The sequence below is a fragment of the Acinetobacter harbinensis genome (genome assembly GCF_000816495.1).
Classification (GTDB): domain Bacteria; phylum Pseudomonadota; class Gammaproteobacteria; order Pseudomonadales; family Moraxellaceae; genus Acinetobacter; species Acinetobacter harbinensis.
Map to the genome: position 1 here is coordinate 1,305,023 of NZ_JXBK01000001.1, position 14,762 is coordinate 1,319,784.

The 14,762-nt window shown below is 40.8% G+C and carries 15 protein-coding genes and 4 tRNA genes; 7 read left to right on the plus strand and 12 right to left on the minus strand.

Annotated features, from left to right (window positions below; translation table 11 throughout):
* Together trpD and SE27_RS06040 are read right to left on the minus strand one after the other, a co-directional pair.
* The gene (gene trpD / locus SE27_RS06035; RefSeq protein ID WP_039621731.1) at positions 1 to 1,047 is read right to left on the minus strand and encodes an anthranilate phosphoribosyltransferase; all 1,047 of its coding nucleotides are present in this window, start codon (positions 1,045 to 1,047) and stop codon (positions 1 to 3) included.
* Positions 1,048 to 1,065: 18 nt separating this feature from the next.
* Positions 1,066 to 1,650, minus strand: coding sequence for an anthranilate synthase component II (locus tag SE27_RS06040; RefSeq protein WP_039621733.1), 585 nt, complete (start codon positions 1,648 to 1,650; stop codon positions 1,066 to 1,068).
* A gap of 798 nt (positions 1,651 to 2,448) precedes the next feature.
* Between SE27_RS06040 and glnA the strand changes: the two genes are divergently transcribed.
* The 4 genes from glnA (at position 2,449) to ubiA (ending at position 5,771) form a co-directional block, all read left to right on the plus strand.
* Positions 2,449 to 3,864 carry a type I glutamate--ammonia ligase gene (gene glnA / locus SE27_RS06045; RefSeq protein ID WP_171160663.1) on the plus strand — a complete coding sequence of 472 codons (1,416 nt, stop codon included), beginning with the start codon at positions 2,449 to 2,451 and terminating at the stop codon, positions 3,862 to 3,864.
* Positions 3,865 to 3,953: 89 nt separating this feature from the next.
* Positions 3,954 to 4,229, plus strand: coding sequence for a hypothetical protein (locus tag SE27_RS06050; RefSeq protein WP_039621735.1), 276 nt, complete (start codon positions 3,954 to 3,956; stop codon positions 4,227 to 4,229).
* A 130-nt stretch (positions 4,230 to 4,359) separates the two neighbouring features.
* Positions 4,360 to 4,860, plus strand: a complete 501-nt coding sequence (locus SE27_RS06055; protein WP_039621737.1) for a chorismate--pyruvate lyase family protein — start codon at positions 4,360 to 4,362, stop codon at positions 4,858 to 4,860.
* A gap of 32 nt (positions 4,861 to 4,892) precedes the next feature.
* Positions 4,893 to 5,771, plus strand: coding sequence for a 4-hydroxybenzoate octaprenyltransferase (gene ubiA, locus SE27_RS06060; RefSeq protein WP_039621739.1), 879 nt, complete (start codon positions 4,893 to 4,895; stop codon positions 5,769 to 5,771).
* A gap of 71 nt (positions 5,772 to 5,842) precedes the next feature.
* Here the strand turns inward: ubiA and SE27_RS06065 are convergent, their stop codons facing one another.
* The 7 genes from SE27_RS06065 to SE27_RS06095 form a co-directional block, all read right to left on the minus strand.
* Positions 5,843 to 6,313, minus strand: a complete 471-nt coding sequence (locus tag SE27_RS06065; protein ID WP_148308922.1) for a DUF2726 domain-containing protein — start codon at positions 6,311 to 6,313, stop codon at positions 5,843 to 5,845.
* 60 nt (positions 6,314 to 6,373) lie between these two features.
* Positions 6,374 to 6,449: transfer RNA gene (locus tag SE27_RS06070), tRNA-Asn, on the minus strand.
* Positions 6,450 to 6,551: 102 nt separating this feature from the next.
* Positions 6,552 to 6,860, minus strand: a complete 309-nt coding sequence (locus tag SE27_RS06075) for a hypothetical protein (protein ID WP_039621740.1) — start codon at positions 6,858 to 6,860, stop codon at positions 6,552 to 6,554.
* Between the two features lie 143 nt (positions 6,861 to 7,003).
* A tRNA-Asn gene (locus SE27_RS06080) sits at positions 7,004 to 7,079 on the minus strand.
* Between the two features lie 5 nt (positions 7,080 to 7,084).
* Positions 7,085 to 7,160, minus strand: a tRNA-Asn gene (locus SE27_RS06085).
* Positions 7,161 to 7,307: 147 nt separating this feature from the next.
* The gene (locus SE27_RS06090; protein WP_039621742.1) at positions 7,308 to 7,934 is read right to left on the minus strand and encodes a superoxide dismutase; all 627 of its coding nucleotides are present in this window, start codon (positions 7,932 to 7,934) and stop codon (positions 7,308 to 7,310) included.
* Between the two features lie 155 nt (positions 7,935 to 8,089).
* Entirely contained in the window at positions 8,090 to 8,848 is a 759-nt protein-coding gene (locus tag SE27_RS06095) for a Nif3-like dinuclear metal center hexameric protein (RefSeq protein WP_039621744.1), read from the minus strand.
* Positions 8,849 to 9,015: 167 nt separating this feature from the next.
* Here SE27_RS06095 and SE27_RS06100 point away from each other — a divergent pair, with 167 nt between their 5' ends.
* Positions 9,016 to 10,197 carry a S1C family serine protease gene (locus SE27_RS06100; RefSeq protein ID WP_039621745.1) on the plus strand — a complete coding sequence of 394 codons (1,182 nt, stop codon included), beginning with the start codon at positions 9,016 to 9,018 and terminating at the stop codon, positions 10,195 to 10,197.
* 251 nt (positions 10,198 to 10,448) lie between these two features.
* Here SE27_RS06100 and SE27_RS06105 read toward each other — a convergent pair.
* A tRNA-Asn gene (locus SE27_RS06105) sits at positions 10,449 to 10,524 on the minus strand.
* A 239-nt stretch (positions 10,525 to 10,763) separates the two neighbouring features.
* Between SE27_RS06105 and SE27_RS06110 the strand changes: the two genes are divergently transcribed.
* Both SE27_RS06110 and SE27_RS06115 read left to right on the plus strand, forming a co-directional pair.
* A complete protein-coding gene (locus SE27_RS06110) occupies positions 10,764 to 11,222 on the plus strand; it encodes a hypothetical protein (protein ID WP_039621748.1) in 459 nt (152 codons plus the stop codon).
* A gap of 237 nt (positions 11,223 to 11,459) precedes the next feature.
* Positions 11,460 to 12,305: a DMT family transporter gene (locus tag SE27_RS06115; protein WP_039621750.1), complete on the plus strand. Its 846-nt coding sequence runs from the start codon at positions 11,460 to 11,462 to the stop codon at positions 12,303 to 12,305.
* A gap of 97 nt (positions 12,306 to 12,402) precedes the next feature.
* On the opposite strand, the gene SE27_RS06120 is transcribed toward SE27_RS06115, so the two are convergent.
* Both SE27_RS06120 and map read right to left on the minus strand, forming a co-directional pair.
* Positions 12,403 to 13,629: a pyridoxal phosphate-dependent aminotransferase gene (locus tag SE27_RS06120; protein ID WP_039621752.1), complete on the minus strand. Its 1,227-nt coding sequence runs from the start codon at positions 13,627 to 13,629 to the stop codon at positions 12,403 to 12,405.
* Between the two features lie 300 nt (positions 13,630 to 13,929).
* Positions 13,930 to 14,757 (minus strand): type I methionyl aminopeptidase, encoded by an 828-nt coding sequence (map, locus tag SE27_RS06125; protein WP_039621754.1) that lies wholly within the window; start codon positions 14,755 to 14,757, stop codon positions 13,930 to 13,932.
* Positions 14,758 to 14,762: the final 5 nt, after the last annotated feature.

Genomic DNA, 14,762 nt, shown 5'->3' on the forward strand with positions numbered 1-14,762 from the left:
TTAAGCTTGATATTCTTTGAGTGTTTTGGTGAATTCAGACAAAACGCTCATTTTTTCTAAAGCTTGTCCACCATAAATAATGTCATGTGCCAATGCCACGCCTTGTTTATAGTCCTTGGTTAGACCTGAAACATAAATGCCTGCACCTGCATTTAAAGCAATCATGTTGGCTGCTTTTTCACCATTTTTTGATTTTTTCTTGCCTAAAGCATCTTTAATCAATGCCAGACTTTCAGTTGAATTTTCAACCATTAAACCGGTCAGCGTTTGTGACTCAATCTCGACATCCTCAGGATTGATCATCCATTCGCTGATTTCACCTTGCTTTAGTTCTGCGACATAAGTGGCTGAAGCTAAACTAATTTCATCTAAACCATCTTTAGAGTGCACCACCATGACGTGTTCAGCGCCAAGTTGTTTCATGACTTCAGCAATCGGGCGGCAAAGTTCATTAGAGAATACCCCAATCACCAAGCGTTTTACGCCAGCCGGATTGGTCAGTGGGCCAAGTAAATTAAAAATACTGCGAATACCCAATTCTCGGCGCGGTGCTACAGCATATTTCATGGCTTTATGATGATTGGGTGCAAATAAAAAGCCAACGCCCATTTCACGAATACAGCGTTCAGTTTGTTGCATGTTTAAGTCCAGATGAATTCCGGCTTGTTCCAGCAAATCCGATGAGCCTGAATTTGAAGACACACCGCGATTGCCGTGTTTGGCAATGGTGGCGCCCGCCGCAGCAATAACAAAGCTAGATGCAGTTGAGACATTAAATAAGTTTTGACCATCACCGCCTGTACCGACGATATCAATTAAATACGGCACATCGCTGACATCAATTTTAATGGCAAATTCACGCATCACCCGTGCTGCTGCGGTAATTTCATCAATACTTTCGCCTTTTAAGCGTAAGCCCATCATCAGCGCACCAATTTGTGCATCTGTTGCTTCACCATTCATGATGCTGCGCATGACTTCTTCCATTTGGCTTTGGGTCAAATGGATATTTTTAGTTATATGATTTAATGCTTGTTGAAGATTCATAATTTTTCACGACGCTCATTATGCATAAATTTCGAGGAAGTTTTGGAAGATCTGATGGCCATGTTGGCTCAAAATAGATTCAGGATGAAACTGCACGCCTTCAACTGGCAATGTCTTATGTTTGACACCCATAATTTCTTCCATGCTGCCATTGCTCTCGTTGGTCCAGCAAGTCACCTCTAAACATTCTGGCAACGAGGCTTGATCAATCACCAATGAATGATAACGCGTTGCAGAAAATGGAGAGGGCAGATTGCTAAAAATACCTTGATCACTGTGATACATATCAGACAAACGTCCATGCATCACATTTTTGGCACGAATAATATCGCCGCCAAAAGCTTGTCCAATGGCTTGATGACCTAAACATACACCCAGCAGTGGAATTTTACCGGCAAAGTGCTGAATCGCAGGAATAGAAATACCGGCTTCAGAAGGTGAACAGGGGCCAGGACCAATCACCAAATACTTCGGTTGCCATCGTTCAATGTCTTCCAATGTCACGGCATCATTACGCACGACTTTTACTTCTTGATTTAACTCGCCAAAATATTGCACGATGTTATAGGTAAAAGAGTCATAGTTGTCGATCATTAAAAGCATGAGATAACCTATTGAAATTTAGTCACTTGAGTGTGCTTGAATAGTCCAAGAAGAGCCTGAATGATCAATCTTTTAATCAGAAGCTTGCTATAAATAAAGCCGATTCATAAAAATTAAAAATGCAGGGTGAATAATCATAGCAAAAAATCAACATTTTCTGCTGAACTATTTGCATGATAATGATTTTAGAGAATTCTTTATCTATATATAAGCTGATTTATGTGCAGCGACGATTGAATAGAATTGATTGGTTTCACTTCAGTTGCAATCATGAATTTTAAATTACCAAGCTTAAGTCATGGAAATTTTCAAACGCTAAGCAACATCAAGACAGATGAATTTACCGAGCACTTCAATTTAACGCACAGAGTTACAACACGGAACGCTCTTGATCGCATTAAAATAAGCCACACGAATTTTAATCTTCAATAAAAGCTTGTACAGCAAAAAACTAGTCAGTATTGGTGCTTAATTGAGCGTTTATGCCTTAATTTTAGCACTGCTGTGTGGGTTAAAAACTGAAGAAAAAAGGCCAGTTAAGTTTTTTAAAAGCTCGGTTGCACTATTTTGAGACATTCACTAAAAATTTCTTATCAAAAATGATGAAGAGTGAGTGAATATGGTGCATTTGGCTTAGTACACAGTATAATAGCGAAAAAGCAAAATCCTAAAATCGACGATTCTAATCAAGAATTTATGGTTTTTACTTTGCTTTTAAAAGTTGGTATGCAAATTGCTTTATCTTTATCAACTACTGACGCGCACTTAGCATGTGCAATAAAAAATCATCGGAGCAAAATGAGCATGGCGAACAAGGTCCTTCAACTCATCCAAGAAAGTGGCGCAAAATGGGTCGATTTTCGTTTTACGGATACCCTAGGTAAAGAACATCACGTCACCTATCCTTCAGACAGTATTGATGAGGATACCTTTGAAGACGGCAAAATGTTTGATGGTTCTTCAATTGCCGGCTGGAAAGGTATCGAAGCATCGGACATGATTTTACGTCCAGATCCAGTGACTTGTTTCCTTGATCCATTCTTTGCTGAAGCTACAGTGGTTGTGACTTGTGATGTCATTGAGCCATCTACCGGCCAAGGTTATGAACGTGATCCACGCTCTATTGCTCGTCGTGCTGAAGAATATTTAAAGTCGACAGGAATTGGTGATACTGCATTTTTTGGCCCTGAACCAGAATTTTTTGTATTTGACGAAGTGAAATGGGACATCGATATGTCCGGCGCTCGTCACACCATCGTGGCTGAAGAAGCGGCTTGGTCAACTGGTAAAGATTATGAAGCGGGTAACTCAGGCCATCGTCCGCGCGTTAAAGGCGGTTACTTCCCCGTTCCACCGGTCGATTCTTCACATGATATGCGTGCAGAGATGTGTGCAAAAATTGAAGATATTATGGGGCCTGGCCGTGTTGAAGTGCATCACCATGAAGTGGCCTCTTGCCAATTAGAAATTGGTGTCAGCTTCAATACCATGGTGCGTAAAGCCGATGAAGTGCAACAGTTTAAATATGCGGTGTGGAATGTTGCCCATCAATATGCAAAAACTGCGACCTTTATGCCAAAACCAATGGTCGGCGATAACGGTTCGGGTATGCATGTTCACATCTCGATTGCCAAAGAGGGCAAGAACTTGTTTGCAGGTGATGAATATGCAGGTCTGTCAGAAATGGCGCTGTATTTCATTGGTGGTGTGATTAAGCATGCGCGTTCATTGAATGCGATTACCAATCCATCGACAAACTCATATAAACGTTTAGTGCCACATTACGAAGCACCAATTATGTTGGCGTATTCAGCACGTAACCGTTCGGCCTCTATTCGTATTCCTTACGTATCAAGTCCGAAAGGCAAACGTATTGAAGCGCGTTTCCCAGATCCAATGATGAACCCGTACTTAGGTTTTGCCGCATTGTTGATGGCTGGTCTTGATGGGATTCAAAACAAAATTCATCCAGGTGAAGCTGCTGATAAGAACTTGTATGATCTTCCACCTGAAGAAGAAGCGAAAATTCCGACAGTTGCACATAGCTTAGAAATGGCGCTTGAAGCACTTGCGGCTGATCATGACTACCTGTTAAAAGGTGGTGTGTTCACTAAAGATATGTTGAATGCTTATATCGATGTGAAAAGTGAAGAAGTTCGTCGTTTAAATACCACGACGCATCCTGTTGAATTTGAAATGTATTACAGCTTGTAATTCATATGCGAATTTAAGCAAAAAGAAACCCGCCTTGTGCGGGTTTTTTTGTATGATGGCTTTAGTATTCAATCATTTTATGAAAACCTATGGCACAACGTAAAAAAGAAACCAGCTTTTACCCTTGGGTCGATATTCAAGATCACAGCAAGGGCTTTAAAATGAATTTTTCCACGGTTGTTTATATCGAACTTGGGCGTACACCGGAAGGCTATAAGCAGGCGCAATTCGTGGCCTTAAAAAATCCGGCATTGGCTTTAGAGTATGCTTATCCTGAGTATTTTTTTCTCAGCTCTGAGGGTTTTATTCTGCATAAAACCGCCAGTGGGAAATTTGAAGTGATTGCAAAGACCGATAAGTGCTGATTTTGCCTTATTTTATTACTTTAGGTGAAATGCAAGGTGCTGCATTTGGCCAAGGTGGTGACAAAATAATGCATAAATTAAGCGCCAGTACATCACATTTAAAAAATCATCTTTAAAGAGCAGTCGGTCTATGCAACATAAGCAGGCATGTAAGATACAGGATTCGCAACTTCCTGCTGAATTAAAAGCATGGTTATATGCATCAGGTTCGTTAACCCAACAGCTTAAAGATTTAGCAGGCGGGGAGTTTAGTGTTAAACCGATTAAAGAGCATTTTCAGCGCTTACGTTTAGTTGATAGTCGCTGGATGAACATGCCGCCTCAACATACCTCGTGGGTACGGGAAAGCTACTTGTATGGTTGCCAAGAGCTGCCGTGGGTGAAAGCCAAAAGTATTTTTCCCATTTTAAGCCTACAAGCACGTGCACGGATATTTCAACATATTGGTAAAAAGCCGATTGGCTGGTTTTTATTTCAACGTACACAGCCACATTGTGAACGCCGTGTCATTCTGCTAGAGGAAGGTTGGACACGGCAAAGTTGTTATACTTGGCATGGCTGTAAATTTATTGTGCAGGAAACTTTTTTACCTGCGTTTGAGCACTTTATTCAGCCAAATACTTCATCATAAAATACAGAATAGTCATTGGGTTAGGATCATTCATGCATACTGCACAACACACAACGTGGCGTGAGCGTTTGGCCGCGTATTACTATTTATGCCGTTTCGATAAACCAATTGGTACTGAATTGGTGTTTTGGCCCACCTTATGGGCCTTATGGATTGCATCCCAAGGCACACCTGATTTAAACATCCTATTGTTGATGATTTTAGGCGTGATTTTTATGCGTGCCGCGGGTTGTGCCATTAATGATTTTGCAGATCGCAAAGTGGATGGTGCGGTGGCCAGAACCAAAAACCGCCCCTTGGCAACCGGTATTATTCAGCCGATAGAAGCAATTTGGGTGTTTTTGATACTTGTGGCCGCCAGTGCCATGTTATTGTTATTTTTGCCGATAGAAACCTTTTATTGGTCTTTTGGCGCATTATTTTTAGCCTTTATTTATCCCTTTATGAAGCGCTACACGCATTTGCCGCAAGTATTTTTAGGTGCGGCATTTTCATGGTCGATTCCGATGGCCTATACCGCAGTTGGACAAACGCCCGACCTTACTTGTTGGTTACTGTATTTTGGAAATTTGGCTTGGACGGTGGCTTATGATACTCAATATGCCATGACGGATCGAGAAGATGATTTAAAAATTGGTGTGAAGTCGACTGCAATTTTATTTGGCCAATATGATATTGCTACAATTGCATTACTGCAATTCATCAGTGTGCTACTGATTGGCTTTGCATTATATATAGAGCATTTATTATTTCCTTATGGCTTGCTTGCTTTATTGGTGGTGCTTGCTGACTTTATTTACCAGTGGTTAAAAACCAAAGATCGTAATCCGCAGCACTGTTTCTGGGCATTTCGTCATAACCGTTGGATAGGATTAATTATTTTTATTGGAATTTTTATTGCGCTGTTCTGATTTTAGTGTGCTCTGAAAGTGAAGTTTAAAAAAAGTATCCTAGTCAGATACTTTTTTTTATGCTTAATTATTTAATGAATGTCTTTTTGCAATTGTCGCACTGAGGGGATTTTGGTGTATCTCAGTACGGTGTAGCCGGCTTCTTCTAGCATGGCATCACGTTTTGCATCTTCCTTTTCTTTACCCACATGCGTTGGGTCATCTAGTTCAATAATGCATACCACATCAAGATGGTGATTTAAAATCACAAAGTCGGTTACTTTTCGATTAAATTTATTGCGGGTTGCCATATAGTTGCTGGTCACTAATGCACTAAAGGCGACCTGTGTTAAAACATGATGATCTGGAAAGGCTTTTTTTAAGCGTTCAAACATTTTAATTTCAAAATGACTAATCACCGGTCTAGCATAATATTCTTTTTTAGGGCTATCCGTTTCCACATCACCTTGTAATTTAATTTTTTCAAGACTGATGAGTAGGAATATGGCAAGAGTTGCGATACACCCAATCATTAAAAATATAATTTGACTTGAAGTAAGCACAATATTTGTCTTTCGATGAGCTAAGAAAAAACCCACTCAAAAGAGTGGGTTTTTAGAATTTGGCTCTCCAACCTGGGCTCGAACCAGGGACCTGCGGATTAACAGTCCGTCGCTCTACCAACTGAGCTATTAGAGAATCTGTACGCATTCTATGTATCGCAGCGATCTGGGTCAAGCGCTTATCGCTAAAAAAAACCTGAAAATGATTTGAGTGTTTTAAAAGTAATCTGATTAACGATTATTTTAAACTTTTAATGGCATTGATATAGTCGAGTTGAGATTTTACAGGATTGGCTTTTCGGCATTGACTGAGCAATTGCATTAAGTCCGCTTGTTTCATTTGCGCTTGTACTGAGTTTTGAATATGTTGAATTAACGTGGCGTGTTGTGAGTTTTTGAGTTCACCTGTGCATTGATACAGTTTTTCATACATCAAGGTGGAGGCTGTTTTATTGGCTTCTGACTTTTGGCTGCATTGAAAAATGAGCACGATAACGATAATAAGGATAATCCAAAACAGCAGAGATTTAAGCCAAGGTAAGTTCATTTTATATATTTTTAATCGCTTATGAAGACTTGAAGCATAAGGGTGAATCTCAATACTGCCAAGCTTGTAATATGATGGAATTTATTATTTTAAAAATATCCATAAAAAAAGCCCACTTTAGAATAAGTGGGCTTTTTAGAATCTGGCTCTTCCACCTGGGCTCGAACCAGGGACCTGCGGATTAACAGTCCGTCGCTCTACCAACTGAGCTATGGAAGAATAGATGGCTCTCCAACCTGGGCTCGAACCAGGGACCTGCGGATTAACAGTCCGTCGCTCTACCAACTGAGCTATTGGAGAATCTGATGCGCATTTTAGGCATGAAAGCAGGGCGCGTCAACTGCTAAAGCTAAATAAATGAATCATTTGCCTTATAAATATGCAGATAAGGCTTAAAAATCAAAAAACCGCCCAATTAGGGCGGTTTTTTTAAAGAGAAAACTTAAATTATTTTTCTACACCAGCTTCTTGGCCTGCATATTTAGCATTGGCATAGTCCCAGTTCACTAGGCTTTCTAAGAAAGTAGCGATGTATTTAGGACGCGCATTACGGAAATCGATGTAATAAGCATGTTCCCAAACGTCAATCGTCAATACTGCAACTTTACCGTGAGCAAGTGGGGTATCTGCATTGGCTGTTTTCATAATAGAAAGTTTGCCATTTACTTCGTCAGCCACTAACCATGCCCAACCCGAACCGAATTGCGTGGTTGCAGCAGCGGCAAATTCTTCAGCAAACTTTTCATACGAACCAAAAGCTTCATCAATTTTCGCAGCTAAAACACCAGTGGCTTTACCACCGCCATTTTTAGCCATACAGTTCCAGTAAAATGTATGGTTCCAAACTTGTGCTGCGTTATTAAATACGCCGACTTTAGCCGAATCACCTGCAGTTGTGGTGATGATTTCGTCTAATTCTTTGCCTTCAAGCTCAGTGCCTTTAATTAGGTTGTTTAAGTTCACAACGTAAGTGTTGTGATGTTTGTCATGATGGTATTCTAAAGTCTCTTTGCTAATGTGTGGAGCAAGATCTTCGTAACCGTATGGAAGTGCCGGTAAAGTAATCGTTGTCATTTTTCAATTCCTTGCATTGTGCTGGGTTTTGACATTAAGTGCTTTATTGTAATAGATTCTTCGGCTAAATTGCGCATTGCTTATAAATAACCATACACAATCAAAGCTGAAGTGATACGTATACAGCAAAATGCCAAACGCACGTGTTTTAAAAATTAAATCGGATTGTTTAATTCAAAATAACTATACTCAATATTGAACTGTTCTGAAATAGCCTTTGCAAGACGTTGTACACCGTAGCGCTCTGTTGCGTGATGCCCGCAGGCGTAATAATGTACATTTAACTCTTTGGCTTCATAAAAAGTGCGTTCACTTACTTCACCCGAGATATACGCATCACAATTTTGCGCAGCGGCTTTATCGATAAAATCTTGTGCGCCACCTGTGCAGTAAGCTACTTTTTGAATCTGAGTTTTTGCAGCAGGCAAATGAAGCGTATTAAAGCCCAAGCGTTCAGTGCAATGCTGTTTAAAGGCTTCAGGTGACATTGGCTTGGTTAAATAAGCAATATTGCCAATGGGGTAGCGTTCAGTTGCATCTAAGGGTTCTATATTATGTAAACCTAAAATTTCAGCCAATGCTGCGTTATTGCCCAAAGTTGGGTGGGAATCTAAAGGTAAATGGTAGCCGACCAAAGAAATATCATGTTGAATTAAGCTTTTAATACGCTTTCCACGCATACCGGTAATTGGATAAGGTTCACCTTTCCAAAAATAACCATGATGAACCAACAGCATATCCGCACCTTGTGCAATTGCTGCATCAATGGCGTCTTGTGAGGCGGTCACTGCACATACAATTTTACGTACTTCAGCTTTGCCTTCAATTTGTAAACCATTTGGCGCATAGTCCTTGAACTCAGCTGCTTTTAAGGTTTGGTTGCACCATTGAATAATGTCACTGAGTTTTGCCATAAATTTATCATCCACCTAAAGATTAACCATCATCAAAACATATTTTTAATTGTAACTAAAGCATACAAAACTCTTGTGCTGTTTTTATGTTTCCTCTGTGATTTCATTTTACAATGTGGCATAAATGACTGAGTCATCAACGAATTAAAAAATTAGAGGACATTAACGTGCGCCGCACATTTTCATGGTTACCGTGGGTTTTACTTATTCTGGTCACTTTAGGTTTCTTGGGTTGGCAACAATATCAAAAACCGAAATCACAAGTGGCTGCCGATGGCATCAAAATGCCTGTAGAGAAAATTGAGCCTTTGGTTGATACCAAACGTGCTGGTGGTATTGACTCTTATAGTGCTGCGGTAAAAGTAGCCGCGCCTGCCGTGGTTAATATTTTTACCACGCAAAAAGTTAAACAAGTTGAGCATCCTTTATTAAATGATCCTGCTTTTCAGGAGTTTTTTGGGGATCAACTGCCCGAACAATTTGCGCAAGAACGCAATGAAAATAGTTTGGGTTCAGGTGTGATTGTGCGCTCGGATGGTTATATCTTAACGAATAATCATGTGATTGCGCAGGCAGATCAGATTGTTGTGGGATTAAACGATGGTCGTCGTGCGCTTGCCAAAGTCATTGGAACAGATCCTGATTCTGATTTGGCAGTGATTAAAATTGACTTAAATGAATTGCCTGTTTTGCCGTTTAAGCTTAGTGGGAATGATGTGGGTGATGTGGTACTGGCCATTGGTAATCCATTTGGCGTAGGACAAACCGTGACACAAGGGATTATCTCGGCCACCAATCGCTCAGATTTAGGCATTAATACCTATGAAGATTTCATTCAGACCGATGCAGCCATTAATCCGGGTAATTCAGGCGGTGCACTGATTGATGTGGCGGGTAACTTAATTGGGGTGAATACCGCAATTTTCTCTCAATCCGGTGGATCGCTCGGGATAGGTTTTGCTATTCCAGCTAAAGTGTGTCAGCAAATTTTGAATTCCATCTTAAAAGATGGACGTGTAGTGCGCGGTTGGTTGGGTATTAGCTTAATGCCGATACAGCAAGATAATATTCTTGAGCCGAAGCAAGCAGGCGTGGTGGTTGCAGATGTACTCCCGAATGGGCCTGCTGCAAGTGCAGGAGTGAAGAAAGGCGATAAGATTATTGAAGTGAATGGTGAGGCCATTACTTCAGCTTCGCACTTAATTAATTATGTGGCTTTACAAGCACCGAATAGTACGATCAAAATAGCCGTGGTACGAGGCGAGAAGCCATTAACGCTTGACGTTGTGGTGGGTGAGCGTAAAGCACAAAATAATACGTCACAGTATATTCCGTTGCCGAAACGTTAAAAATATTTAAGCTTGTTAATTTTAAAAAGCGCATCTCGATGCGCTTTTTTTATTTGATTTTAAGCTCTAGGTCTTATGGGTTTAAATGAATTATTTTTCATGTTCGATCATGCTGAAAATTAAAGACGGCGTGGAATAATTTAAAATTTGATCCAAAGCTATGCAAATTGTGCCTGACGCAATATAACATTGTAGATCAAATATTTGAGCCAAAAAAAAGCCCACTTTAATGCTGTGGGCTTTTTGATATTTGGCTCTCCAACCTGGGCTCGAACCAGGGACCTGCGGATTAACAGTCCGTCGCTCTACCGACTGAGCTATTGGAGAATCTGCATGCGATTATAAGGAGATTTTCTAGACGGTCAAGCTAAAACTGTCATCATTCCTTAATTTGTGTGCTGTATGCTTTTTATTTAGACAAATGAAGCAAAAATGCTAAAAAAACTTGCACCGCTAAACTTCGCTTGTTAGATTAAATCCAGAACAGAACATTTGAATGAAAGTTCAAATAGTGTGGATTTAAAACCAACTTGCCAGCACTAAAATGGCTAAACAGGAGAACGCGCATGCGTACGCTAACAATTGCTGAAATTTTTTCAAATTTATCTTTTTATCAAAATAACTATTTGTCTATTTTACAAGACCCGCAGCGTTATCAAACCGCAGTTGAAGATGCCTTTATTCAAGTCTGGCCCGTAGGCACGCAAGCTTTATATTTGGGTGATTTGCTGCAATTGTGGTTCAGTGACAAGTGGTTGATTAACTCACCCTGTCAACTTCTGCTTGATAGCTATTCAAACGGTCGCAAGCAGCCTTTACAGCGTGAGCATGATCTGTATTTATATCAGTTAAATGGCAGTGCTTTATCGGGTCGAAATAATTCAAAAGTTTGGTCGGTGTCGGAACAGAAAAAACTTTCGGTATCTTTAGATAGTGTTTTTAAATATTTATGTATTTATAAAGGTACAGACCGTCCACAGCTAACCCAAACCAATCTGATTAACAATTTTAAAAAAGCCATCTAAAGTAAAATGCACAAAGCTTATTGTGCTGAGAAAATTCAGCACGATTATTTGTGGTCTATGATTTGCTTGAAAGTAGGGATAACTGAATTAAAAAAATAGAGTCGATTGGTGATGCTTTAGATGAATAATTAAAGCTGAATTGAGTGTATTTATTCGTGTGAGATGAATCGTTGAATCTAGCGCCGAAGCGTTGTCGCAAGCAGATGTAAACTTATTGTTGGATAGGGACGTTTGGCAATGCGATTAAAAATAGTTTTGGCAATGCTGGCCTTTGCTGCAAATTCGGTATTGTGTCGCTTTGCATTGGCTGAACAGCAGATTGATCCATTTAGTTTTAGTCTGATTCGCGTGTCGAGTGGCGCGTTAATGTTACTGCTGCTGTGGTCGCTAAGTCGTACGCGGTGCGCTATTCAATGGAACTATTATAGTGCGTTGGCTTTGGCTGTTTATATGGCAGCATTTTCTTATGCCTATATAAAAATTGATGCAGGCGTGGGCGCATTGCTGTTATTTGGTAGCGTGCAGCTGAGTATGGTTGTGTATGCGGTTTTACACGGTGAGAAACTAAACTTAGCCCGTGCACTGGGATTGCTCATTGCACTTATTGGAATAGTGATTTTACTCGTGCCCGGAGCGCGCGCACCTCATTTTGCATCTTGTATCATAATGATGCTGTCGGGTTTGGCGTGGGCGGCTTATAGTATTTTAGGCAAGACCATCAGCAGTCCTTTATCAAGTAGTTTGGGAAACTTTCTACTGGCAGTGCCTTTAATGGTAGTTGGCTATTTTATTTTTAAGCAAGACACTTATATAAGTACCGAAGGTATAGGTTTGGCTGTCGTCTCGGGCGCATTTACCTCCAGCTGTGCCTATGTGCTGTGGTATTCAATTGTGCAGCATATCGATCGTATCAATGCCAGCGTTGTACAGCTGAGTGTGCCATGTTTGGCGATTATAGGTGGCTCATTATTTATTGGCGAAGCGATTGGCGTGCGTATCATGGTCTCTGCAGGCATTGTGTTGTTGGGTATTTTGCTGGTGATTTATGCAGGTCACAATAAACTGAGTACATCATCAAAATAATGCATGGCTAACTTTTAAATCAGACCATTAAAAAACCCGCAAAGTTGCGGGTTTTTTAAAAATTTAATCCCCTGAATGGGAGGATTAAAGCGCTGAATTATTTTTCGGCAGCAATTGATGCAATTGCAGCGTCTACGCCGTCAATAGAATCCGCGGCTTTTTTGATTCGTGCCAGTGCATCCACCAATACTTCATCAGCAGTAGCATAAGAGATACGCATGAAACCGCCTAGACCGAAAGCATCACCGGGAACAACGGCAACACCGGTTTCTTCCAATAACCATTCCGAGAACTCTGTGCAAGATTTTAAACCTTTGGCACGAATTAACGGTTTAATATTGGCATAGGCATAAAATGCACCATCAGCAGGTAGGCAAGAAATACCGTTGATGTCGTTTAAGCCTTTCATGACCAAGTCATGACGGCGTTTGAATGCTTCAATCATTGGCTCAAGCACATCTTGTGGGCCATTTAATGCCGCTTCAGCTGCCACTTGGGAAATGGAGGTTGGGTTAGAGGTTGATTGAGACTGAATTTTCTTCATCGCGCCAATCAGTTTTGCAGGACCTGCCGCATACCCAATACGCCAGCCGGTCATAGCATAGGCTTTCGATACACCGTTCAATACAATGACGCGGTCATACAAGTCTGGAGCAACCGTAGCGATATTGTAGAACTCATTATCCCAACGGATTGGTTCGTACATATCATCTGATGCTACCAACACTTGAGGATATTTACGCAGCACTTCAGCCAAAGCTTCTAGCTCAGCTTTGGTGTAGATCATGCCTGTTGGATTGGATGGGCTGTTTAAAACCACCAAACGTGTTTTATCGGTGATCGCAGCTTCTAATTGTGCAGGAGTGATTTTGAAACGTTGTTCTTCACCACATTTTACGACAACTGGAATACCTTCAGCGATCAGTACCATATCTGGATAGCTTACCCAATAAGGTGCAGGAATAATGACTTCATCACCTTTGTTTAACAAAGCCAAGGCCAAGTTAAAGAAAGACTGTTTACCACCACACGACACCAAAATTTGGTTGGCTGCATAGTCAAGATTATTGTCGCGTTTAAATTTAGCAATAATTGCTTTTTTAAGACCCGGAGTGCCGTCAACAGCAGTATATTTGGTAAAACCATTATTGATAGCAGTAATGGCTGCATCTTTGATGTGTTGCGGGGTATCAAAATCTGGTTCGCCTGCACCTAAGCCAATGACATTTTTACCCGCAGCTTTTAGTTCAGCAGCTTTATTGGTCACAGCAAGTGTAGGGGACGGTTTGATGGCATTAACACGATCAGAGAGACGTACGTCCACGGCAGTATTCCTTCTTTATGGGGATTAAAAAACAAAAAAGCACACTATCTTAGCCTAAAAAATACAAGAAAGGGGCTTAAGGGGAAAGTGATGTGTAAAAAAATATACGCCTATATTTCCATACATGCACTATTTTTGAGGTAAATAAATGAGCTTAAACTGTACTTAAGTCTTTAACGTGGATGAGTAAATTAAAAATTAATAATATTTTTTATTTGTAGGGTTTGTCTTGTTATGCAAAGAGATTGAAAAATGGCCGCCGTTAATTGGCAGCCATGTGGATGAATAGAATCAACTGACTTAGCTGATGAAGCGAGATAAATCTTCTTCAGGACGTGCGGTCAGAACTTCTACACCAGTTTTGGTCACTAAAAGAGTATGTTCATATTGTGCAGAAAGCTTATGATCTTTGGTCACCACTGTCCATTTGTCGCCCAGTAATTTGGTTTGCCAAACACCGGCATTGACCATCGGTTCAATGGTGAAAGTCATGCCTTCTTCAAGCACCATGCCGCTGTCGGGTTGACCATAATGCAGCACTTGCGGCTCATCATGAAACACGGTGCCAATGCCATGACCACAATATTCACGAACCACAGAGAAGCGTTCTGATTCAACATATTGCTGAATGGCGTGGCCAATATCACCAATGGTTGAACCCGGTTTTACAGTCTGTATACCGCGGTACATGGCTTCTTGTGCTACGGTACAAAGACGATTGGCTAAAATTGAAGTTTCACCGCCGACCACATACATCATGTTGGTGTCGCCGTGATAACCATCTTTAATGACCGTCACATCAATATTTAAAATATCACCTTTTTTCAAAACTTTGCTGTCAGATGGAATGCCGTGGCACACCACATGATTTACTGAAGTGCAAATAACATGCTGAAAAGCGGCACGGCCTGGGGCTGCGCCATAGCCTAAACAGGCAGGAATGGCATCTTGTGTATTGACAATATAGTCGTGACAAATCGTATCTAGCGCTAAGGTTGTGACACCCGGCTTGATATACGGTTTGATCATATCCAAAACTTCAGCCGCCAGTCGTCCCGCCACGCGCATTTTTTCAATTTCATCGGCGGTTTTAATGAGTCGACGCGGCGCTTGGTAAGTACTGTTCATGATCT